The 21,553-nt window shown below is 65.9% G+C and carries 20 protein-coding genes and 1 tRNA gene; 1 reads left to right on the forward strand and 20 read right to left on the reverse strand.

Annotated features, from left to right (window positions below; genetic code table 11):
* Positions 1–4 precede the first annotated feature (4 nt).
* The 14 genes from IBX18_RS01025 to rplJ all read right to left on the reverse strand — a co-directional run bounded on the left by IBX18_RS01025 (position 5) and on the right by rplJ (position 16,520).
* A complete protein-coding gene (locus tag IBX18_RS01025; protein ID WP_135233578.1) occupies positions 5–3,511 on the reverse strand; it encodes a DNA-directed RNA polymerase subunit beta in 3,507 nt (1,168 codons plus the stop codon).
* 388 nt (positions 3,512–3,899) lie between these two features.
* Complete coding sequence (locus IBX18_RS01030; RefSeq protein ID WP_194831935.1) at positions 3,900–4,619, reverse strand: hypothetical protein; 720 nt, start codon at positions 4,617–4,619, stop codon at positions 3,900–3,902.
* Positions 4,620–4,630: 11 nt separating this feature from the next.
* Positions 4,631–5,338, reverse strand: coding sequence for a hypothetical protein (locus IBX18_RS01035; RefSeq protein ID WP_194831936.1), 708 nt, complete (start codon positions 5,336–5,338; stop codon positions 4,631–4,633).
* 29 nt (positions 5,339–5,367) lie between these two features.
* On the reverse strand, positions 5,368–6,609 hold the full coding sequence (locus IBX18_RS01040; protein ID WP_194831937.1) for an MCE family protein: 1,242 nt from the start codon (positions 6,607–6,609) through the stop codon (positions 5,368–5,370).
* Positions 6,606–7,799, reverse strand: a complete 1,194-nt coding sequence (locus tag IBX18_RS01045) for an MCE family protein (protein WP_194832678.1) — start codon at positions 7,797–7,799, stop codon at positions 6,606–6,608. Before IBX18_RS01045 ends, IBX18_RS01040 begins: the two co-directional genes overlap by 4 nt.
* Positions 7,800–7,840: 41 nt before the next feature.
* Positions 7,841–9,094, reverse strand: a complete 1,254-nt coding sequence (locus IBX18_RS01050) for an MCE family protein (protein ID WP_194831938.1) — start codon at positions 9,092–9,094, stop codon at positions 7,841–7,843.
* Position 9,095: 1 nt separating this feature from the next.
* Positions 9,096–10,106, reverse strand: a complete 1,011-nt coding sequence (locus IBX18_RS01055; RefSeq protein WP_194831939.1) for an MCE family protein — start codon at positions 10,104–10,106, stop codon at positions 9,096–9,098.
* A complete protein-coding gene (locus IBX18_RS01060) occupies positions 10,106–11,182 on the reverse strand; it encodes an MCE family protein (RefSeq protein ID WP_194831940.1) in 1,077 nt (358 codons plus the stop codon). Before IBX18_RS01060 ends, IBX18_RS01055 begins: the two co-directional genes overlap by 1 nt.
* Positions 11,179–12,534 (reverse strand): MCE family protein, encoded by a 1,356-nt coding sequence (locus IBX18_RS01065; RefSeq protein WP_194832679.1) that lies wholly within the window; start codon positions 12,532–12,534, stop codon positions 11,179–11,181. The genes IBX18_RS01060 and IBX18_RS01065 overlap by 4 nt, the downstream gene beginning before the upstream one ends.
* Positions 12,531–13,295, reverse strand: a complete 765-nt coding sequence (locus IBX18_RS01070; RefSeq protein WP_228540357.1) for an ABC transporter permease — start codon at positions 13,293–13,295, stop codon at positions 12,531–12,533. Before IBX18_RS01070 ends, IBX18_RS01065 begins: the two co-directional genes overlap by 4 nt.
* A 105-nt stretch (positions 13,296–13,400) precedes the next feature.
* On the reverse strand, positions 13,401–14,195 hold the full coding sequence (locus IBX18_RS01075) for an ABC transporter permease (RefSeq protein ID WP_107659493.1): 795 nt from the start codon (positions 14,193–14,195) through the stop codon (positions 13,401–13,403).
* A gap of 11 nt (positions 14,196–14,206) precedes the next feature.
* The gene (locus tag IBX18_RS01080) at positions 14,207–15,283 is read right to left on the reverse strand and encodes an ABC transporter ATP-binding protein (RefSeq protein ID WP_194831941.1); all 1,077 of its coding nucleotides are present in this window, start codon (positions 15,281–15,283) and stop codon (positions 14,207–14,209) included.
* 242 nt (positions 15,284–15,525) lie between these two features.
* The gene (rplL, locus tag IBX18_RS01085; protein WP_107659495.1) at positions 15,526–15,906 is read right to left on the reverse strand and encodes a 50S ribosomal protein L7/L12; all 381 of its coding nucleotides are present in this window, start codon (positions 15,904–15,906) and stop codon (positions 15,526–15,528) included.
* A gap of 65 nt (positions 15,907–15,971) precedes the next feature.
* Positions 15,972–16,520, reverse strand: a complete 549-nt coding sequence (rplJ, locus tag IBX18_RS01090; RefSeq protein ID WP_107659496.1) for a 50S ribosomal protein L10 — start codon at positions 16,518–16,520, stop codon at positions 15,972–15,974.
* Positions 16,521–16,933: 413 nt separating this feature from the next.
* Between rplJ and IBX18_RS01095 the strand changes: the two genes are divergently transcribed.
* Entirely contained in the window at positions 16,934–18,556 is a 1,623-nt protein-coding gene (locus IBX18_RS01095; RefSeq protein WP_194831942.1) for an MFS transporter, read from the forward strand.
* Positions 18,557–18,607: 51 nt separating this feature from the next.
* Here IBX18_RS01095 and IBX18_RS01100 read toward each other — a convergent pair whose 3' ends face one another.
* The 6 genes from IBX18_RS01100 to IBX18_RS01125 form a co-directional block, all read right to left on the reverse strand.
* Positions 18,608–18,706, reverse strand: coding sequence for an NAD(P)H-dependent oxidoreductase (locus tag IBX18_RS01100; protein WP_306796085.1), 99 nt, complete (start codon positions 18,704–18,706; stop codon positions 18,608–18,610).
* A 53-nt stretch (positions 18,707–18,759) separates the two neighbouring features.
* Entirely contained in the window at positions 18,760–19,473 is a 714-nt protein-coding gene (gene rplA, locus IBX18_RS01105) for a 50S ribosomal protein L1 (protein ID WP_107659499.1), read from the reverse strand.
* 77 nt (positions 19,474–19,550) lie between these two features.
* On the reverse strand, positions 19,551–19,985 hold the full coding sequence (rplK, locus tag IBX18_RS01110; protein ID WP_107659500.1) for a 50S ribosomal protein L11: 435 nt from the start codon (positions 19,983–19,985) through the stop codon (positions 19,551–19,553).
* A gap of 96 nt (positions 19,986–20,081) precedes the next feature.
* On the reverse strand, positions 20,082–20,879 hold the full coding sequence (gene nusG / locus IBX18_RS01115) for a transcription termination/antitermination protein NusG (RefSeq protein WP_371865773.1): 798 nt from the start codon (positions 20,877–20,879) through the stop codon (positions 20,082–20,084).
* Between the two features lie 118 nt (positions 20,880–20,997).
* The gene (gene secE, locus IBX18_RS43015) at positions 20,998–21,390 is read right to left on the reverse strand and encodes a preprotein translocase subunit SecE (protein WP_159080734.1); all 393 of its coding nucleotides are present in this window, start codon (positions 21,388–21,390) and stop codon (positions 20,998–21,000) included.
* A gap of 67 nt (positions 21,391–21,457) precedes the next feature.
* Positions 21,458–21,530: transfer RNA gene (locus IBX18_RS01125), tRNA-Trp, on the reverse strand.
* Positions 21,531–21,553: the final 23 nt, after the last annotated feature.

The following is a 21,553-nucleotide window of genomic DNA, read 5'->3' on the forward strand; positions in this document are numbered from 1 at the left end:
CCGCCTAGTTCGCCAGATCGTCGACGGTGGCCGCTTCGTTCCTGGACAAATTGATGCCCAGGTTCGCCGCGGCGCGCTCCAGATCCTCGTCGTCGCCGTCGCGCATCTCGATCGCGGCGCCGTCGGAAGACAGCACCTCGACGTTGAGGCACAGCGACTGGAGTTCCTTGAGGAGCACCTTGAAGGACTCCGGAATGCCCGGCTCCGGAATGTTCTCGCCCTTGACGATCGCCTCGTAAACCTTGACGCGACCGACCACGTCGTCGGACTTGATCGTCAGCAGTTCCTGCAGCGTGTAAGCCGCGCCGTAGGCCTGCATGGCCCAGCACTCCATTTCGCCGAAGCGCTGACCACCGAACTGCGCCTTACCACCGAGCGGCTGCTGGGTGATCATCGAGTACGGGCCGGTCGAACGGGCGTGGATCTTGTCGTCGACCAGGTGGTGCAGCTTCAGGATGTACATGTAGCCGACCGCCACCGGGTACGGGAACGGCTCGCCGGAACGGCCGTCGAGCAGGGTGGCCTTGCCGTTGTCGTCGACCATGCGCTCACCATCGCGGTTCGGCAGGGTCGAGGCGAGCAGACCGGTCAGCTCCTCCTCGCGGGCGCCGTCGAACACCGGGGTGGCGATGTTCGAGTCGGCCGGGGCCGCCAGCATCTCCTCCGGCAGCGCCTTGGCCCAGTCGGGACGAGTCCCGTCCGCACCGACGCCGACATCCCAGCCCGCCTTGCCGATCCACCCGAGGTGGGTCTCCAAGATCTGGCCGATGTTCATCCGACGCGGCACACCGTGGGTGTTCAGGATGATGTCGACCGGGGTGCCGTCCGGCATGAACGGCATGTCCTCGGTCGGCAGGATCTTGCCGATAACACCCTTGTTGCCGTGGCGACCGGCGAGCTTGTCGCCGTCCTGGATCTTGCGCTTCTGCGCCACGTACACGCGCACCAGCTCGTTGACACCGGGAGGCAGATCGTCGTCGTCCTCGCGCGAGAACACGCGGATGCCGATGACCTTGCCGGACTCACCGTGCGGCACCTTCAGCGAGGTGTCGCGCACCTCGCGCGCCTTCTCACCGAAGATCGCGCGCAGCAACCGCTCCTCGGGGGTCAGCTCGGTCTCACCCTTCGGGGTGACCTTGCCGACGAGGATGTCGCCGTCGCGAACCTCGGCGCCGATGCGCACGATGCCGCGCTCGTCGAGGTCGGCGAGGACCTCGTCGGAGACGTTCGGGATGTCCCGGGTGATCTCCTCGGCACCGAGCTTGGTGTCGCGGGCGTCGATCTCGTGCTCTTCGATGTGGATCGAGGTGAGAACGTCCTCTTCCACGAGGCGCTGCGACAGGATGATCGCGTCCTCGTAGTTGTGGCCTTCCCACGGCATGATCGCGACGAGCAGGTTCTTGCCCAGCGCCATCTCACCGTTCTCGGTGCACGGACCGTCGGCCAGCACCTGGCCGACCTCGACCCGCTGGCCCTCGTCCACGATCGGCCGCTGGTTCGCGCAGGTGCCCTGGTTGGAGCGGGCGAACTTGCGCATCCGGTAGCTCTTGCGAGTCCCGTCGTCGGCCATCACGGTGACGTAGTCGGCGGAAACCTCCTCGACCACACCGCCCTTCTCGTTCACCACGACATCGCCTGCGTCGACAGCGGCGCGCAGCTCCATGCCGGTGCCCACCACGGGGGCCTCGGAACGGATCAGCGGAACCGCCTGACGCTGCATGTTCGCACCCATCAGGGCGCGGTTGGCGTCGTCGTGCTCGAGGAACGGGATCATGGCCGTCGCGACCGACACCATCTGGCGCGGCGAGACATCCATGTAGTCGACCTCATCGGCGGCGACGAGCTCGTTCTCCTCGTTACCGCGGCGGCAGAGCACCCGGTCCTCGAGGAAGCGACCTTCGGCGTCGACCGGCGAGTTGGCCTGGGCCCGGACGTGCCGGTCCTCTTCGTCGGCGGTGAGGTACTTGACCTCGTCGGTCACCCGGCCGTCGACCACCTTGCGGTACGGCGTCTCGATGAAACCGAACGGGTTGACCCGCGCGTACACCGACAGCGAACCGATCAGGCCGATGTTCGGGCCTTCCGGGGTCTCGATCGGGCACATGCGGCCGTAGTGCGAGGTGTGCACGTCACGGACTTCCAGGCCGGCCCGCTCACGGGACAGACCACCCGGACCAAGGGCCGACAGGCGGCGCTTGTGGGTGAGCCCCGACAGCGGGTTGTTCTGGTCCATGAACTGCGACAGCTGCGACGTTCCGAAGAACTCCTTGATCGCGGCGACGACCGGGCGGATGTTGATCAGGGTCTGCGGCGTGATCGCCTCGACGTCCTGAGTCGTCATCCGCTCGCGGACCACGCGCTCCATGCGGGAGAGGCCGACCCGGATCTGGTTCTGGATCAGCTCGCCGACGGTACGCAGGCGACGGTTACCGAAGTGGTCGATGTCGTCGACGTCGACCGGGACCTCCTGACCGCCGGGGGCGGTCATGACGCGGTCACCCGCGTGCAGGCGGACCAAGTACTCGATCGTGCTGACGATGTCTTCCTTGGTGAGCACCGATCCGGTGACCTGCTCGCCGAGGTGGATACCCAGCTTCTTGTTGATCTTGTAGCGACCGACGCGCGCCAGGTCGTAGCGCTTCTCCTTGAAGAACAGGTTCTCCAGCAGGGTCTGCGCGGACTCCTTGGTCGGCGGCTCGCCCGGACGCAGCTTGCGGTAGATGTCCAGCAGCGCCTCGTCCTGACCGGCGGTGTTGTCCTTCTCCAGCGTCGACATCATGATCTCGGAGAAGCCGAAACGCTCGACGATCTCCTCGTTCGTCCAACCGAGCGCCTTGAGCAGCACGGTGACCGGCTGACGACGCTTGCGATCGATGCGCACACCAACGGTGTCGCGCTTATCGATGTCGAACTCGAGCCACGCGCCGCGCGACGGAATGACGCGCACGCTGTGCAGGTCCTTCTCGGTGGTCTTGTCGACCGAATGGTCGAAGTAGACGCCCGGCGAACGAACCAACTGCGAAACGACGACGCGCTCGGTGCCGTTGATGATGAACGTGCCCTTGTCGGTCATCATCGGGAAATCTCCCATGAAGACCGTCTGGCTCTTGATCTCACCGGTGTTGTTGTTGATGAACTCCGCGGTGACGAACAACGGCGCCGCGTAGGTCATGTCCTTGTCTTTGCACTCGTCGATGGAGGCCTTGACCTCTTCGAACCGAGGGTCAGAGAAAGACAGGGACATCGAGCCGGAGAAGTCCTCGATCGGCGAAAGCTCCTCGAGCACCTCCTCGAGTCCCCCGACTAGCCCGACATCGCCGCGAAGGGCGACCTTTTCACGCCATGACGGCGAACCGATCAACCATGCAAATGAGTCCGTCTGTAGATCGAGAAGTCCGGGCACCTCCAAGGGTTCACGGATCTTCGCGAAAGACACCCGCAACGGGGCTCCGGGGATTCCGGCAACTGCCTTGGTCTGGGTGGAGACTGCCAAGATGCGTCCTTCCAGCACCTCACGCGCGTCGCGTGGTGGTCCGCGACCGTCGCTTGTCTGCTACGAATTCCGCTGGTTACAACCCGAACGAAACCCGAACAGGCAACAACGGAAGTAACACCGGAAGGTGGAACTTTCGTGTGCAAATCGAGGTATGGACAGGAGGCAGCCAGCGCAACGTCCAACCGTACACCAACCGTCACGGAGGTGTCAACCTACCACCCGTGCGCACATTCACGTGGCTGGCGCGCCGTGTCCGAATCGCTGGCTGCGTCGAGGACGACGGGGCGTAATAGAGCCACTGTGACAGCTGCCGCTGTTGTGAATAGCGTGACGGCTCCGGCGAAACTCGTCAAGTAGGCGGGCCCTACCAGGGCCGAGTGAGATCGACTGGGCCGCTACACGATCACTGGTCGACGATGTCGCTGGCCAGCCAGCGATCGCCCACCTTCTGCATGTGCAGCACGACCGGACCCGCCACGCTCTGCTGCGCCGCACCGTTCTTCGTGGCGCTGACGACCAGGTTGACCAGCAACTCGGCGCGATCATCGGTGAGCAAGGTCACACCGATCGGTTCGGCTTTGGCATCGGCGCTGGTCTGGGCCTGTTTTACCGCCGAGATGGTGGTGTCGGCGTACTTGTCCAGATCGGCCAGCATCTTGCCGGTGAGCACCTGGCGAGCCGTGTCGCGGTAGCCGTCGATCTTCTGCACGTCGTAGGCGTAGACCGTCTTCAGCGCGTGATCGGCGGCCGCGCGCACCTCCTCGGTGGCCTTGTTGTCGACGAACGCCTTGTTCGAATCGTCGACGCCGGGACGCGAGGCGGCGACCGCCGCGAATCCGCCGAGCAACACCGCGGCGATCAGGCAGCCGGCGACCAGGGACCAGAACGAGCGGCCCGGCGTGCCGGAGCCTGCGCCACGGGCGAGCTTCTTTCGGACGCTCACGCGCTTGCTCTGCTGAGGCTGCTGCGCAGCGGGGGCGTGGCGCGGTGCGGTGGGGCGGGTGGTGCCCGTCACCCGCGGCTTACGGCTCGGCGTACTGCGCGGCGCGGCGGCACGGGACTGCTGTTCGCCGGCCGGGCGGCGCTTGGAGGTGACCCGGTTGATCGGTTTGCGAGAGGTCATGACTGGTTCTCCTACGATCCCGGCTTGGGCGCGGCGGGCGGCTGGTCGGCGGGCGGCGCCTGCGGGGACTGGCCCTGGCCACCGCTCAGCAGCACCGGCTGGCTGAGCGAGGAGATCTGCTCGGCCTTCCAGACCTCTCCGGTCTTGGTCACGTCGACATTCCAGGTGTAGCGGTAGTCGGCGGGCGGCTTGTCCTTGCCGTGCTCGGTCACCTGCAGCACGACCAAGGCCGAGGCCTTGTCGTTCTCGCTGTTCAGCGTGGTCAGCGCGGAACCGAGCACCTTGGACGTCATGCCGACGCCGGTCTGCTTGGCCAGCGTCTCGGCCTGATCCTTGTTCTTGTCGGCCGAGTCGAGCAGCGCACCGGTCATCGAGGAGCGGGCCAGCGCCAGCGAGCCGGGGACGTCGTCGAGGTTCATCGAGGTCATGTTGAGCGCGGCCTGGCGGGCGGCGTCGAGCGCGGTGTCGCGGGCGTCGGCGCGCGGGGCGTCGCTGATCGCTGCGCGCACCCAGCCGGTGCCGAACCAGACGGCAGCGACGAGCGCGACGACCAGCGCGGCGGCGGAGCCGACCAGGGCGCAGGTGCGGAGGATGCCGGTGCGCCCGGACGTCTCAGCCGGGCCCTCAGCAACCACGTCGGATTGATCCACGCCGTCGGCGGGGTCCGGTGATTCCTGCGGCTCGGAAGGATCGAGCTGCTTCTTCAAATCAGCACTCACGCTGGACACCCTAACGTCATCGTTGCTGGTCACCGCTTCGGCGTGACTCCCATCAGGGTTGCCAGCTGCACGGCGATCGGAGTCAGGTTCAGCCGTTCCGGATCGGTCTTGGGGGTCGAATCCCACGGCTGCTCGACCCGCGGATCGGCGAGGTCGGCCCGTTCACCGCCGCGCACGGCGGTCGGGTTACCTTGCGGCACAAGGCACTTGGCGTCCTTGTTGAAGGGGAACTCGTCGCGCGTGTCGTCGAAGTTCGGGTCCTGCGCCTTCATCTGTTCGAGGATCCGCTGCGTTCCCTCGTACCCGACGGTACAGGCGGGCGGATTGTTGGCCTCGAGCACCAGACCGAAGTGTGTGGTGCCGTCGCCGGGCGCGGTGGCCGAGCCACCGATCGACAACTGCGGCAGGAACTGCAGCAGCGGCCGGATGGCATAGAACTTCGGCGAGATGGCCTGCAGCAGCAGCCGCAGGTTCGCCAGGTCCTGGGTGAGCGCGCCACCGCTCTCGCGCAGCAGCGCGTCGATCTGCTGGCCCGCGTCGGTGCCGGTGCCGATCAGCCTGCGGATGTCCGGATCGCTGGAGCGCAGCTGCGCGGTGAGCTTGTCCAGGCCGTCGCTGAACTCGCGGATGGCGCCGGACTGCTCGGCCTGGGTGCCGAGCACGACCTTGCTGTCGCGGATCAGCTGAATGGTCTGCGGCAGCGTCTCGTTGAACGTGCTGGTGAACTTGTTCAGCGAATCGACGAAGATCTGCAGGTCGTCGCCCTTGCCGTCGAACGCCTTGCCGAGCTCGCGCACGGTGGTGTTCAGCGCCGCCAGATCGACCGAACGGGTGAAGGAGTCCACGCTGGCGACCAGCTGCTCCACCGGCACCGGCGTGGTCGCCGAGGTGATCACCGAATTGTCGTGCAGGTAAGGCCCGGTGTCGGTGTCCGGTTGCAGGTCGACGTACTGCTCGCCGATCGCGGAGCGGTTGGCCACCACGGCTTTCGCGGTCGCGGGAATCTTCGGCGAGCCCGAGTCGATGATGAGGTGCATCAGCACGCCGTCACCGGTGAGTTCCAGCTGCCCGACCCGGCCGACCGGCACGCCGCGGTAGGTCACCTCGGCGCCCTTGTAGATGCCGCCGGTCTGCGCCGCCTGCACCCGCACGTCGTATTGACCGAAGCCGAGCATGTGGTCGAGCCGAATATATTTGGCGCCGACGTACACCACGCCGACCACCGCGACGACGGCGAACGCGATCAACTGCCAGCGGACCAACTTCGTCATCGCGGACCACCCACTCCCAGCTGCTCCAGAATCGCGCCCACCGGATTCGGCGGCACGCCCGGCGCGGGCGGCTGCGCCATGTTCGGCGGCAGCGGCAGGATCGACACCGTCGGCCAGCCGGGCCGCGGGCCGTTGCCGTTGTAGTACGGGTTGGTCGGGTTCACCGGCACCGGCGGGCCGAGCGGCGGCGTGTACACCGGATCCGGTTTGCCGACACCGAGATTGCTCAGCGTGACGCCGATCTGCTGATCCACCGACAGCCAGGTGTTCACCGACCCGCCGAAGGTGGACTCCAGCGTGGAGTCGGGGAACGGATAGGTCGGGATCAGCGGCAACGCGGTGATCAGATCCGGCGCGGCCTTGCCAAGCTCCTGCAGGGTGGGGCGCAGCGAGGTCAGGTCACGGATGAGGTCGTCCTTCGAGTGGTTCAGCACGTCGAAGCCTGCCTCGCCGACCCGATCCAGCTGGCTGAGCAGCCCGACCAGCTGCGGGCGCTGCTCCTCCAGGATCTTGACCCCCTGCGGCAGCTCGTCGAGGATCTTGCCGATCTGCTCGGTCTGGCTGCTCACCCGGCTGCTCAGCACGTCGAGACCGTCGAGGGCCCTGGTGATGTCGTCGACCTGATCATCGAGGCCCTTGATCAGGATGTTCGCCTGCTCGAGCAGCGAACGCACCCGATCCTCGCGGCCGCCGATGGTCTTGTTCAGCTCGGTGACGATCGGCTGCAGCTGTGCGACGCCACCACCGTTGAGCAGCAACGACATCGCGCCGAGCACCTGCTCGATCTCGGTGGCGTGCCTGGTGTTGGCTATCAGGATGGTCGAACCGTCGGTCAGCTTCTTCGCCTCCGGCTCGGCCGCGGGCTTGGACAGCTCGATGAACTTCTCGCCGAGCAGATTCGACTGACGCACCTCGGCCCGCGCGTTCGCGGGCAGGTCGACCGAGGAGTTCACCACGGCGCGCACCGTCGCGGTCCACTGATCCTTGCCGATCTTGATGTCCTCGACCCGGCCCACCGGCACGCCCTCGACCTTCACCGCGGACTGCGGCACCAGATCGAGCACGTCGTCGAACTGGATGTCGATGCGCATCGGGTGCGCGCCGACGTCGGCGCCACCGGGCAGCGGCACGCTGTAGATGCCGTCGGAGGAGCACGAGGTGACCAGCGCAGCGGCCAACCCGAGGGCCATGGCGGTGCCGAGACCTTTTGCGACGGAACGGATTCGGCGACTCACCGCTCACCTCCCTGCGACGGCGGAAGCCGATCCGACGGGACGCCGGGCACGGTGCCGGGCACCGGCGCCCGCTGCTGGTTCTCGCCGCTGAGGATGCCGAACGGCAGGATCAGCGTCGGCGTCTGCACCCCGGCAGTGATCTGGTCGGAGATCTCCTTGCAGTGGTCCAGGATCGGGCGCATCTGCCTGCCGAGCGCCTCGAACTGCGGATCGCCAGGCCGCAGCTTGGACACGTCGATCAGCTTGCACATGACCCCGAACGGGTCCTGCAGGTCGGTGAAATTGGCGCGCATGTCGAGGGTGCCGGATTCGGCGTTGTGGATATTGATCAGGTTGCTGAGCGCCAGCGGCAGCACCGGCAGTGCCGCGGCCAGGTCGTCGCGCTGATCCGACAGCGTCTTGGTGAGCGTGACCAGGCCTTCGGCATTGCTGGCGATCATGTCGCGGTTGTTGTCGATGAACCGGGCGACATCACCGAGCGCGACGGACAGCAGGTTCAACGCGGCGCCGAGATCGTCACGCTCGCTCGCCAGGAAGCTGGACAGGTCGGCGAGCTGCACGTTGAACTGGCGCACCTGCGCGTCGTTCTGGGCCAGCATGGCGACGAAACTCTGCAGATTCTTGACGGTGTCGAAGATGTCGCCGCGTGCGTCGGACAGGTACTTGGCGGCCTTGGACAGCTGGGTGAGGCTGTTGGCCAGCGCCTCGCCGTTGCCGTCCAGGTTCGCGGCGCCCGTGCGCACCAGCTCGTTGACCGCGCCCTCTTTATTGGCGCCGTTGGGGCCCAGCGCATCCGAGAGTTCGGTGATGCTCTTGTACAGCTGGTCCACCTCGACCGGGGTGACCGTGCGATCGCGCGGAATGGTCGCGGTGCGTGGCATTTTCGGGCCGCCGGTGTAGACCGGGGTCAGCTGGATGTAGCGGTCGGACACGATCGAGGGCGTGATCTGCGCGGCCCGCGCGTCGGCCGGGACGTCGTAGGAGCGATCGACACTCATGACGACCTTGACCTGATCGCCCTGCGGCTCGACCGAATCCACCCGGCCGACCGGCACGCCGAGCACCCGCACGTCCGAGCCCTCGTAGATGCCGACCGAGCGATCGAAGTACGCGGTGATCTTGGTGGTGGTCAGCCGGTCGAACGTCCACCACAGCACTCCCGCGGCGACCACCGCCACCACCACGACGAGCGCGATGGTGATCTTGGTGCCGCGCCCCGAATCACGCAGCGCCTGCAGCCGATCCGCCATGTCAGTTACCTCCCATGTTGCGGATCGGCGGACGGGCACCGGGGATCTCCGGCAGCGCGGGCGGGATCAGGTTGACGATCACCGCGTCGAACCAGCGGCCGGTGCCGAGCACATTGGCGTAGAGCCCGTAGAACGGCGCCGCGAGTTCCAAGGTCTTGGAGATGTTCTGCTGGTTGGCATTCAGCAGATCGATCGAGCCGCGCAGGTTCTTCAGCGCGGGACCGATCTGCTCCTCGTTGTCGTGCACCAGCGCGGTGAGCTCCGCCGACACCGTCTTGGCGCCGGAGAGCAGCTGCGCGATCGACTGCTGCCGGATATTGAGCTCGGCCAGCAGCTGTCCGCCATTGGCGAGCAATCGCTCGAACTCCGCGTTGCGGTCGGCGAGCACCTTGGTGGTCTGCCTGGTCGCGGCGAACAGCTTCTTCAGTTCCTCGTCGCGTTTGGCCAGCGTCTCCGACAGGCGCGCGACGCCGTCGATGGAGCCGCGCAGCTCCGGCGGCGTGGTGGCGAACGCGTCGGAGAGCACCCGCATGCTGGTGGCCAGCTGCGCGGTGTCGATCTGGTCGATGTTCTTCGCCGCGTCGGAGAATGCGTCCACCACGTCATACGGAGAAACGGTGCGCGACAACGGAATCCGGGTCGCCGGGTCGGCCGCGCGGGAGCCCTTCGGGTCCAGCGCCAGGTACTTCTGGCCGAGCACGGTCTTGATCTGGATCGAGGCGGTGGTCTCGCTGCCGATCCAGGCGTCCTGGGTGCGGAAGTCGACCAGCACCTTGGCGCCGTCGAGGCGCACGTCGGACACCGAACCGACCTTCACGCCCGCGATGCGGACCTCGTTGCCCTTCTTCAGGCCTGCGGCCTCGGAGAACTCGGCGGTGTACTTGGTGCCGGCGCCGATGATCGGCAGCCGATCCACGAAGAACGCCGACACCGTCACCAGCAGCACCATCGCGAGGCCGAGCACACCCATGAAGACGGGGCTGCGGCGTCCGAGCAGAATCCGGTCGTCCATCAGCGGGCCTTCCCGGAGCAGCGCGGCGCGGCGTTGGTGTAGAGCGGCTGGTTGATCGTGGGCAGTCCGGCGGGCAGGTTCAGCTGCGGCGCCTCCACCGCACCGGGGCCGACGACGATGTCGATACCGCACAGATAGAACTGGAACCAGGAGCCGTAACTGCCTACCCGGCCGAGCTTCTCCATCTTGACCGGCAGGTTGGCCAGCACGGCGTTCACGTCGTCGCTGCGCTCGTTCATGGTGCCGGTGAGCTGGCTCAGCCCGGCGATCGAACCCTGCAGCGTCGGGCGCACCGGGACGAGCAGATCGGCGGTGGCCGAGGCCAGGTTGCCGAGCGAGGTCACCGAGCGGCCGATCGTGTCGCGTTCCGCGGACAGCCCGCTGACCAGCGCCTCGGTATTGACAATGAGCTGGTTGAACTGATCGTCACGCTGATTGACCGTGTCGAGCACCGCGGTCAGGTTGCGGACGAGTTCCCCGATCACCGCGTCCTTGTCCGCGATCTTGTTGGTCAGGCTCGCGGTGGTGGCCACCAGGTCGTGGATCGTGCCCTGCTCACCCTGGAACACCTGGATGATCTCGAAGGAGAGCTTGTTCACGTCATCGGCGGTCAGCGTGCGGAACAGCGGCCGGAAGCCGTTGAACAGGGTGGTCAGGTTGAGCGCGGGATTGGTGCGCTCCAGCGGAATGGTCCCGCCCGCGTTGAGCTTGCGGCCCTGCTCACCGGTGCCCTGTTCGAGCGCGATGTAGCGCTGGCCGACCAGGTTGCGGTAGCGGATGCTCGCGGTGGTCGAGGCGGGCAGCCAATCCCGGTCGGTGAGTTCGAATTTCACCTCGGCGAGGCGCTTGTCCACGATCGAGACGTCGGTGACCTTGCCGACCCGCACGCCGGCGATACGCACCTCGTCACCTGCGTTCAGCGAGGTGACATCGGTGAAGCGAGCCTTGAACTTGGTGCCGCCACCGCTGTAGTTGGCGATCGAGAGACCGAGCATCGTGGTGGCGAACAGGGTCACGATGACGAAGATGATCAGCTTGGTGAGTGGTCCGCCCAAGCCACGCAATGTCTCCTTCATCGCACGCTCACCTCGCTACCACGGAACGCGGGCGCGCCGGCCCTGGTCACCCAGCTCGGCACCTGATCAGGCGAGACACCATGCGCCGCACCGTAGATCGCGCCGAGCGACTGCTGCTCCAGCGGCGAGCCCGCGATGGTCGCGACATTGCCCGCCGGGTAGACCCCGAACTGCGGCGGCGACAACTTGCCCGTCACCTGGTCGCCGGGATCACGGCTCGGCACCGCGTAGGAACCGTCGTTGTTGGCGCCGCCGGTGTACTGACCTGGATCGACACCGAGCGGCTTCTCCGGAATACACCACGGCCCACGGTCGTCCAGCCACCGTGGCTCGTCCTGGTTCGGCAGATACCTGCCGCGCGGGTTGGTCAACTCGATGGTCACCCGGGTGCCCGGATGCTCGGTGCCCTTGCCGAGGATCTCGTCGATGCGCGGCTTGAGCTGGGCGAAGTTCGCCATCACGCACGGGAAGGTCGGCGAGTAGGTGGCCAGCATCTCCAGCAACGGGCGCGAGTCGGCGGACAGGTCGATGATGTTGTCGCGGTTGGCGACCAGGAAATCGGCGGTGTTCGACGAGGCGGGTGTGAGCACCGCGTACAGCGAGTCGATGTCCCAGCGGCGCTGCACCACGGTCGCGTTGGTGGTTCGCAGGTTGTCCAGCGCGTTGACCAGCTGCGGCGCGGCGTCGGAGTAGGTGGCGGCCACCTCGGCGAAGCTGCGCAGGTCTTCCTGCAGGTCCGGCAGCACGCCGTTGACCTGACGGAAGATGTTGTCCAGCTTGTCCACACTCTCACCGAGCGCGAGACCCTGACCGGACAGCGCCTGGGAGAGCGCGCCGAGGGTGGCGGCGAGGTCCTGCGGCGGAATCGCCTGCAGCAGCGGCATCAGGTCGTCGAGCAGCTTGCTCAGCTCGATCGCGTTGCCGCTCTTGTCCTGCTGCAGCACCACGCCGTTGGTCAGGTGCGCCGGGCTGCGGTCGGCGGGGATCACCAGATCCACATACCGCTCCCCGAACAGCGTCTTCGGCAGCAGCCGCGCGGTCGCGTTGGCCGGGATCTGGTCCGCCTTGTCCGGCTGGATGGCGAGATTCAGTGTCACCCGGCCGTTCTCGGAGTAGCTGGAGCGCACCTCGCCGACGCTGATGCCGCGCACCTTCACGTCCGCGTTCTTGGTCAGTGCGTTGCCGACGCTGTCGGTGACCAGGTCGACGTCGACCGTCTTCACGAACTGCTTGTTGTAGATCGCGATGGTCGTCGCCAGGAACAGCGCGACAACCACGAAGAACGCGATGCCCAGCAGCCGAACGCGCAGCTTCTCGGTCGACCGCCAAGCCTGCACGCCACGGGCGCTCATCCGGCCACCCGCACGGTCGTCGTGGTCCCCCAAATCGCCAGACTGAGGAAGAAGTCGAGCACGTTCACCAGCACGATGGCGGCCCGCACCGCGCGACCGACCGCGACGCCGACACCGGCCGGTCCGCCGGTGGCATGGAAGCCGTAGTAGCAGTGCACCATGATGATCACGAACGCGAAGACCAGCACCTTGAGGAACGAATAGAGCACGTCTTCAGGTGGTAGGAACAGGCTGAAATAGTGGTCATAGGAGCCGCTGGACTGCCCGTTGAACCAGATGCTGATCATCCGCGAGGCCAGGAACGTACCGAGCAGGCCGACGATGTACAGCGGGATCACCGCGAGGAAGCCCGCGATCACCCGGGTGGTGACCAGGAACGGCACGCTGGGCACCGCCATCACCTCGAGCGCGTCGATCTCCTCGGAGATCCGCATCGCGCCTAGCTGCGCGGTGAAACCACAGCCCACCGTCGCCGACAGCGCCAAAGCCGCGACCAGCGGCGCGATTTCGCGGGTGTTGATATAGGCGGTGAGGAAGCCGGTGAGCACCGAGCTGCCGAGCGCGTCCAGCGCCTTGAAGCCCTGCAGGCCGACGACGACACCGACCGAGCCGGACATGAACACGATGACGCCGATGGTGCCGCCGATCACCGCGAGCGCGCCGCTGCCGAAGGTCACCTCGGCGAGCAGCCGCATGACCTCCTTGCGGTAATGCACGGCGGTGCGCGGGATCCAGGCGATGGCGCGCGAGTAGAACGACATCTGCTCGCCGGCTCGGTCGATCACCTTCAGCGGTGCGCGCACGATGTCGCCGGCCCGGCGAAGCGACTTGGCGAGAACGGGGTTGCGGTACTGGGTGGCCACCGGTCAGGCGCCCTTGGCTGGGACGACCTGCAGATACACCAGGGTGAGGATGAGGTTCACGAAGAACAGCACCAGGAAGGTGATGACCACCGATTGGTTCACCGCTTCACCGACTCCTTTCGGACCCCCTTTGGGATGCAACCCCTTGTACGCGGCGATCACACCGGCGATCAGGCCGAACACCAGCGCCTTGATCTCGCCGATCCACAGGTCGGGCAGCTGCGCCAGCGCGGAGAACGAGGCGAGATAGGCACCCGGCGTGCCGCCCTGCAGCAGCACGTTGAAGAAGTAACCGCCGGCGATGCCGACCACCGAGACCAGGCCGTTCAGCAGCAACGCGACCAGCGTCATGCCGAGCACCCGCGGCACCACCAGCTTGGCCACCGGATCGACGCCGAGCACCTCCAGCGCGTCGATCTCCTCACGGATGGTGCGCGAGCCGAGGTCGGCGGCGACCGCCGAACCCGCGGCACCCGCGATGATCAACGCCGTCACCACCGGCGCCGCCTGCTGCACCGTGGCGAGCACGCTCGTTGCGCCGGTGAAGGATTCGGCGCCGAGCTGCTTGATCAGCGAACCTGTCTGCAGCGCCACCACCGCACCGAACGGGATAGCGACGAGTGCGCTGGGCAGGATCGAGACACTGGCGATGAACCACGACTGCTGGATGAACTCCCGCCACTCGAACGGCCGGCGGAACGTCTTGCGCAACACGTCTACGAACAGCGCAAAGATGTTGCCGGCCTGGCCGAACCCCGACTCCAGTGGAGTCCGCAATCGCGCCAGGGAGGAATTCACGATCGCAGATGTTACCCGTTAGTTGTGTTGTGTCGAGTCGTGGTCTCGTACGCGCCGCCCTGGTAACCACCCAGGTCGCTGTTGTTGTACGCCAAGACCTGGGTCTCGTCGTTCTGATCAAGTGACTCGCGAATCGCGGTCTGCGCCGCGTGCGGCAGGGTGTGCATGATCTCGCGGACCCGCTCCTTGCGGCGCAGCACGGCCTGGCGTACGGGCATGCCGGGGGTGGCCTGCATCTGCGGAATGATGCCCTCGACCTCTTCGGCGCCGCCGTGGTGATGCCCGGCGTCGAACAACGCTTGCTCGCGCGCCATCTGGGCCTCGTCCTTCTCCTCGGACATGCCGATCGGGCCCTGCATGCGGCCGTTGAGGAACTGCTTGACCACCGGCTCGTCGGAGGTCAGCAGCACCTCGCGCGGGCCGAACATGACCAGCTGGCGGCGGAACATCATGCCGATGTTGTCCGGCACGGTGCGGGCGAGGTTGATGTTGTGCGTGACGATGAGGATCGTCGCGTCGATCTGCGCGTTGATGTCGATCAGCAACTGGCTGATGTAGGCGGTACGCACCGGGTCGAGGCCGGAGTCCGGCTCGTCGACCAGGATGATCTGCGGATCGAGCACCAGGGCACGGGCCAGGCCCGCGCGCTTGCGCATACCGCCGGAGATCTCGCCGGGCAGCTTGTTCTCGGCGCCGAGCAGACCGGTCAGCTCCAGCTTCTCCATGACGATCTTGCGAATGTCGGATTCGGACTTCTTCGTGTGCTCACGAAGCGGGAACGCGACATTGTCGAAGAGATTCATCGAGCCGAACAGCGCGCCGTCCTGGAACAGCACGCCGAAGAGCTTGCGAATCTCGTAGAGCTCCTTGTTGGAGCAGGTGGTGATGTCCGTGTCGCCCACGTAGATCGAGCCGCGCTCCGGGCGCAGCAGGCCGATCAGCGACTTCAGAAAGACGGACTTGCCGGTACCCGACGGGCCCAGCAATGCGCTGACCTCACCGGTCGGCAAGGTCAGGGAGACATCCTGCCAAATTCGCTGGGATCCGAAGGACTTGGTAACACCTTCGGTTCTGACCTCGACGCCCACGCCAACCTCCACAATTTCTCAGCGAGCTGCCCACCGGCGAACCGCGTGCTGGGTCAAGCGGTGTGTCACGTCACAGTGGGTCGGGCCACTGTATCCCAAGAGCGAGACGACGCACACCCCAACCTGACTGAAGAGTAACCCCGTTTCATGTGGTATTTCCTGATTGTTCGCGCAGGCCGCCGTAAACAGCAAAACAGGCGGCCCCCAAAGGGGACCGCCTGTCGGGCGATTCGGTCGCGGAATTACTTGACCGAAACCTTGGCGCCGGCGTCTTCCAGCTTCGCCTTGGCAGCCTCGGCGGCATCCTTGGCAACCTTCTCCAGGATGGCCTTCGGGGCACCCTCGACGAGGTCCTTGGCTTCCTTCAGGCCCAGGCCGGAGACGATCTCACGGACCACCTTGATGACCTGGATCTTCTTGTCGCCCGCACCCTCGAGGATGACGTCGAACTCGTCCTGCTCCTCGACGGCCTCGGCAACGGCGCCCGGGCCAGCCGGGCCCGCGACGGCGACCGGAGCGGCGGCGGTGACCTCGAACTTCTCTTCGAACTTCTTGACGAAGTCCGACAGCTCGAGCAGGGTCATGTTGCCGAAGGTCTCCAGCAGTTCGTCAACGTTGGCCATGATGTTGTTCCTTTCGGTAGTTGTTGTCTATGAGGGCGAGCCGCGCGCGAATCACCCGCACGGGGTTATTCAGCGGCAGCGGCGGTGTCGCCACCGGCTTCGGCCTGCTTCTTCTCGACGAGCGCGGCGGCAAGGCGAGCCACCTGCGACGCCGGAGCGTTGAACAGACCGGCGGCCTTGGCCATGTTGCCCTTCATCGCACCGGCCAGCTTGGCCAGCAGGACCTCGCGGGACTCCAGGTCGGCGATCTTCTCGACCTCGGACACGGACAGCGGTGCGCCGTCCATGTAGCCGCCCTTGATGATGAGCGCCTTGTTGTCCTTGGCGAAGGTCTTCAGGGCCTTCGCCGCGGTAACCGGCTCACCACTGATGAAGGTGATCGCGGTCGGTCCGACGAACAAGTCGTCCAGGCCCTGCACGCCCGCCTCGGCGGCAGCGCGCTTGACCAGGGTGTTCTTGGCGACGGAGTACGTGGCTTCGGCGCCGAGCGCACGACGCAGCTCGGTGAGCTTGCCGACCGACAGACCACGGTATTCCGTGACCACGGTGGCGGTCGAGCTCTTGAACTGCTCCGCGATCTCCTCGACCGCAGTGACCTTCTCGGGTTTTGCCATACTTCGCCTCCTCTCTGATGGTCGGTTCGAAACCGAACTACCGATCAGGGGACGGCGACAAAACAAACGCCCCGGACGCAAGGCGTTCCGGGGCGCACAACAATCACACGGCCTCGGTTCTCCCTGCGTGGGCCGCCGGCAATGTCGCCGGACCTTCGACCGAACCCATGCGGGCTCGACGACCAACGGTCTTCGGTAGAACGGATTTGGGTAGGAATCGAACTAGTCGATAACTGTTGCCCAATGTACCTGGACCCACCGCCATCTGCCAAAACGGGGTGCTCCCCCGACGAATCGGGACCATTCAGCGCTCGTATTGTTGTGTCTCGCATCACATTCGCTATCCGGATGTGGTCGAGATCGCCCCTCTTAGCTGTTACCTAAGGTGACAGTTACTGTTTGACTGCTTGACTATGGCAACCTCCATAGTCGATCCACCGGTGCTGCTGGAACGACGTAACCAGCGCTTTCTCGCCTTGGCCGTGATCTGCCTCGCCGAGCTGCTCGTCGTCCTGGACAACACCATCGTGAACGTGGCGCTCCCCTCCATCGGGGTGCAGCTGCAAACCGGCGTCAGCGGCCTGCAATGGGTCGTCGACGCGTACACCCTCACCTTCGCGGGCCTGTTGCTCGCCTTCGGCAACCTCGGCGACCGGCTCGGCCGCCGCCGGATCATGATGGTCGGCCTGGTCGGCGTGGGCGCCATGTCGATCGCGGGCGCGCTGTCCGAATCGATGGGTGGCGTGATCGCCGCACGCGCCGCGATGGGCGTGTTCGCCGCGGCCGTCTTCCCCGCGACGCTGGCGCTGATCATCAACATCTTCCGCGACAAACGCGAACGGGCCCTTGCCATCGCGGCGTGGACGGCCATGGCCGGGTTCGCCATCGCGATCGGGCCGATCTCGGGCGGCTGGCTGCTGGCCCACTTCACCTGGCACTCGGTTTTCTGGATCAATGTGCCGCTGGCGCTCATCGCGCTCGTCGCCACGCTGATCTGGGTGCCCGAATCCCGGGCCACCCAGGTCGGCAGGCTCGATCTGCCCGGTATCGGGCTGTCCATCGCGGGCATCACGCTGGTGGTGTGGTCCATCATCGAGGCTCCGCGCTTCGGCTGGCTGTCCACCACGACACTGAGTACCGGCGCACTCGGCCTCGCCATGCTGGCCGCGTTCATCATCTGGGAATTACGCACTCCCGCACCGATTCTCGATATGACGCTGTTCCGCAATCGACGATTCTCGATGCCCGCCTTGGCGATTGCGATCTGCTACTTCTCGATGTTCGGATTCTTGTTTCTCATCACCCAGTATTTCCAAGGGGTGCGGGAGTACACGCCGCTCGAATTCGGTATCGCCTCATTGCCTTTCGCCTTCTCGGTGGCGATCGGCGCGCCCATTGCCACGCTGCTCGCCCAGCGGTTCGGGCCGACGCCGGTCATCGTGATCGGGCTGCTGAGCACCGGGCTCGGGTTGTATCTGGGCGGTCAGGTGACGGTGGACAGTCCCTACCTCACCGACGTGCTGCCCTCGATGGTGTTCATGGCGCTCGGCGTCGGCATCGTTCAGGGACCGGCCACCGAGTCGATCATGGGGTCACTGCCGCTCAACGAGGCGGGTGCGGGATCCGCGGTCAACGACACCACCCGGGAGATCGGCGGCACCCTCGGTGTCGCGGTGCTCGGTTCGATCGTGGCGTCGTACTACACGACCAGGATCGCCCCGCGGATCGACGCGCTACCGACCACGTTGATGAGCGAGAACGAGCGGGGTCTGGTCAAATCCAGTCCACTCAGCGTGCTGGAGATCCGCAAGCGGCCGCTGCCCCCGTTCTTCGAGAGCCAGCGCGAAAACCTCATCGTGGCAATGAAAACGGCGGCACTCGAAGGCTCGCATACCGCCTCGCTCGTCGCGGCGGGTGCAGTCGTGGTGTGCGCGGTGATCGTGGCGATATTCCTGCCGTGGGGCGCGCCGGAGGGCGAATCGGTCCTGCTCGCGTGGCGGAAAGAAACTGAGCCCCAAGAGGATTCGGTCAACTGACCGCACGCGGACGAAGGCCGGGATCCGGAAGGGTTCCGGCCTTCGCCGGTATCAGTGTGCTGCTCTGCCGACAGTCCAGTCCAGCAGGTTCTTCAGGCTGCCGGGCAGCGTACCCGCGTATTCGGGGGTGCAGAACAGCACCGAAAGCACAAGGGCGGGAACGCGTAATGCGTTCCCGCCCTTGCGGACTACTCAGGTGCTACCTACGCGTCCTCGTCCAGGAGGTTGCGGGTGCGGTTCGGGTCCACCGGGATGCCCGGTCCGGTGTTCGTCGAGACCGTCACCTTCTTGACGTAGCGGCCCTTGGCGGTCGACGGCTTCACACGCAGGATTTCCTCCAGCGCGGCACCGTAGTTCTCCACCAGCTTGGCGTCGTCGAAGGAGGCCTTGCCGATAACGAAGTGCAGGTTGGCCTGCTTGTCGACGCGGAAGTTGATCTTTCCGCCCTTGATCTCGTTGACGGCCTTGGTCACGTCGTTGGTGACCGTGCCCGTCTTCGGGTTCGGCATCAGGCCACGCGGTCCGAGGACACGCGCGATCCGGCCGACCTTGGCCATCTGGTCCGGGGTGGCGATCGCGGCGTCGAATTCGAGCCAGCCGCCCTGGATCCGCTCGATCAGGTCCTCGGCGCCGACGGCGTCCGCACCGGCGGCTTCGGCCTCAGCGGCCTTCTCGCCGGCCGCGAACACGATGACGCGGGCGGTCTTACCGGTGCCGTGCGGCAGGTTGACCGTGCCACGCACCATCTGGTCCGCCTTGCGGGGATCCACGCCGAGACGAACGGCGACCTCGACGGTCGCGTCGGTCTTGGTGGTGGCGGTCTCCTTGGCCAGCCGCGCTGCGGCGAGCGGGGAGTACAGGGTGTCGCGATCGACCTTCTCGGCCGCGGCGAGATACGCCTTGCTTCGTTTTGCCATAATTCTCTGTCCTTAAGTGTCTGGTTCAGCCGTGGTTTGCGGGCCTGGCCGGCCCTCCCACCTGGAGCTGCGGAAGCTCAGCCCTCGACGGTGATGCCCATCGAACGCGCGGTACCCGCGATGATCTTCGCCGCCTGATCGATGTCGTTGGCGTTCAGATCTTCCTGCTTGGTCTTGGCGATCTCGCGCACCTGATCCATGGTCACCTTGGCGACCTTGAGGCGGTGCGGCTCAGCCGAACCCTTCTGCACACCGGCGGCCTTGAGCAGCAGCCGAGCGGCGGGCGGGGTCTTCAGCTTGAAGTCGAACGAGCGATCCTCGTAGACCGAGATCTCGACCGGAATGACGTTGCCACGCTGCGACTCGGTCGCGGCGTTGTACGCCTTGCAGAACTCCATGATGTTGACGCCGTGCTGACCGAGCGCGGGACCCACCGGAGGGGCGGGGTTCGCCTGGCCGGCCTGGATCTGAAGCTTGATGATCCCGGCGAGCTTCTTCTTCTTGGGGGGCATCTTTCTTTCCTAGGTGTCTGTTTTCCTTGCTCTTTGCAAGTGCTGGTGTTGCGGTCCGCGGCCGGACGGATGCCGTCGGCCGCTCACGTAACAGGACTAAATCTTCGCAACCTGGGTGAAGCCGAGCTCGACCGGGGTCTCGCGGCCGAAGATCGACACGAGCACCTTGAGCTTCTGCTGCTCGGCGTTGACCTCGGAGATGCTGGCGGGCAGCGTCGCGAACGGGCCGTCCATCACGGTCACCGACTCGCCGACCTCGAAGTCGACCTCGATGGTCGGCTTGGACACCGACTCGGCGGCGGACTCGGCCGAACCCGCGGCACCGGCGGTGGCGGCGGCCTTCTTCTGCTGGGCGGCGGGGACCAGGAACTTCACCACGTCGTCGATGGACAGCGGCGACGGGCGCGAGGTGGCGCCGACGAAACCGGTGACACCGGGGGTGTTGCGCACGGCGCCCCAGGACTCGTCGTTGAGTTCCATCCGGACCAGGATGTAGCCGGGCAGCACCTTGCGGTTGACGTTCTTGCGCTGGCCGTTCTTGATCTCGGTGACCTCTTCGGTCGGCACCTCGACCTGGAAGATGTACTCCTCGAGGTCCAGGTTCTGCACGCGGGTCTCGAGGTTGGCCTTCACCTTGTTCTCGTAACCGGCGTAGGAGTGGATGACGTACCAGTCACCGGGGGCGCGACGCAGCGCGGCCTTCATTTCCGCGACCGGGTCGGCAGGCTCTTCGTCGATCGGAGCAGCCGCAGCTGCCTCGTCGATCTCCGACGCGGCGCCCTCGGAGTCCACGTCCTCGGAGTCTTCGACGGTCGTGGCGTCGTCGGTCGTGGGATCCACCACCGCGTCCTCGACCGGGAACTCTTCGTTTGTGTCGTTCTCCGGGGTGCTCACTGGGGCACTCGCTTCCTGTGTCGTCACGTACATCCTCTGCGTGCCGGGGCCGGGCGCGCGGCGGAACTACTCCACCCGTGTCCGCCCCGGGATCGGCCGGCGGCGTCGGCGTCGATCTCTAGCCGAACAGCCAGTTGACACCCTTGATGAACGCCACATCCAACCCGCTGATGAACGCGACCATGAAGATCACGAACACCAGAACAACGCTCGTATAGGTGACCATCTGCTTCCGGTTGGGCCAGATCACCTTGCGCAGTTCCGCGACTACTTCACGCAGGAACTTGATCAAACGCTTGAACGGATTAGCCGTCTTCGTGCGTTCGGCCCGATCGGTCTTGGCTGCCTTGCGCGACGAAGGCCGATCGAGTGTGGCGATCGAACCTGTGTCGGACGACGCGCCGCGAGTCCGCCGGGCGGAACGCTTGCCGCTCGGCCGGGCCACCGCGGCGGTGTCATCGCCGTCGTCGGTCGCATGCGCGCCGTGGCGAGAATCCCGCTCGTCGACCACGTCGATCCTTTCGTCGCTGGCATGCTGGTTCTTTTCGAGCGACCTGCATGCAGTCGCTACGGAAAGGCAGGGGCGACAGGACTTGAACCTGCAACCTGCGGTTTTGGAGACCGCTGCTCTGCCAGTTGAGCTACGCCCCTTCGGCTGGACCGTATCGGCTGTC

It is taken from the genome of Nocardia sp. XZ_19_369, assembly GCF_015355715.1.
GTDB lineage: Bacteria > Actinomycetota > Actinomycetes > Mycobacteriales > Mycobacteriaceae > Nocardia.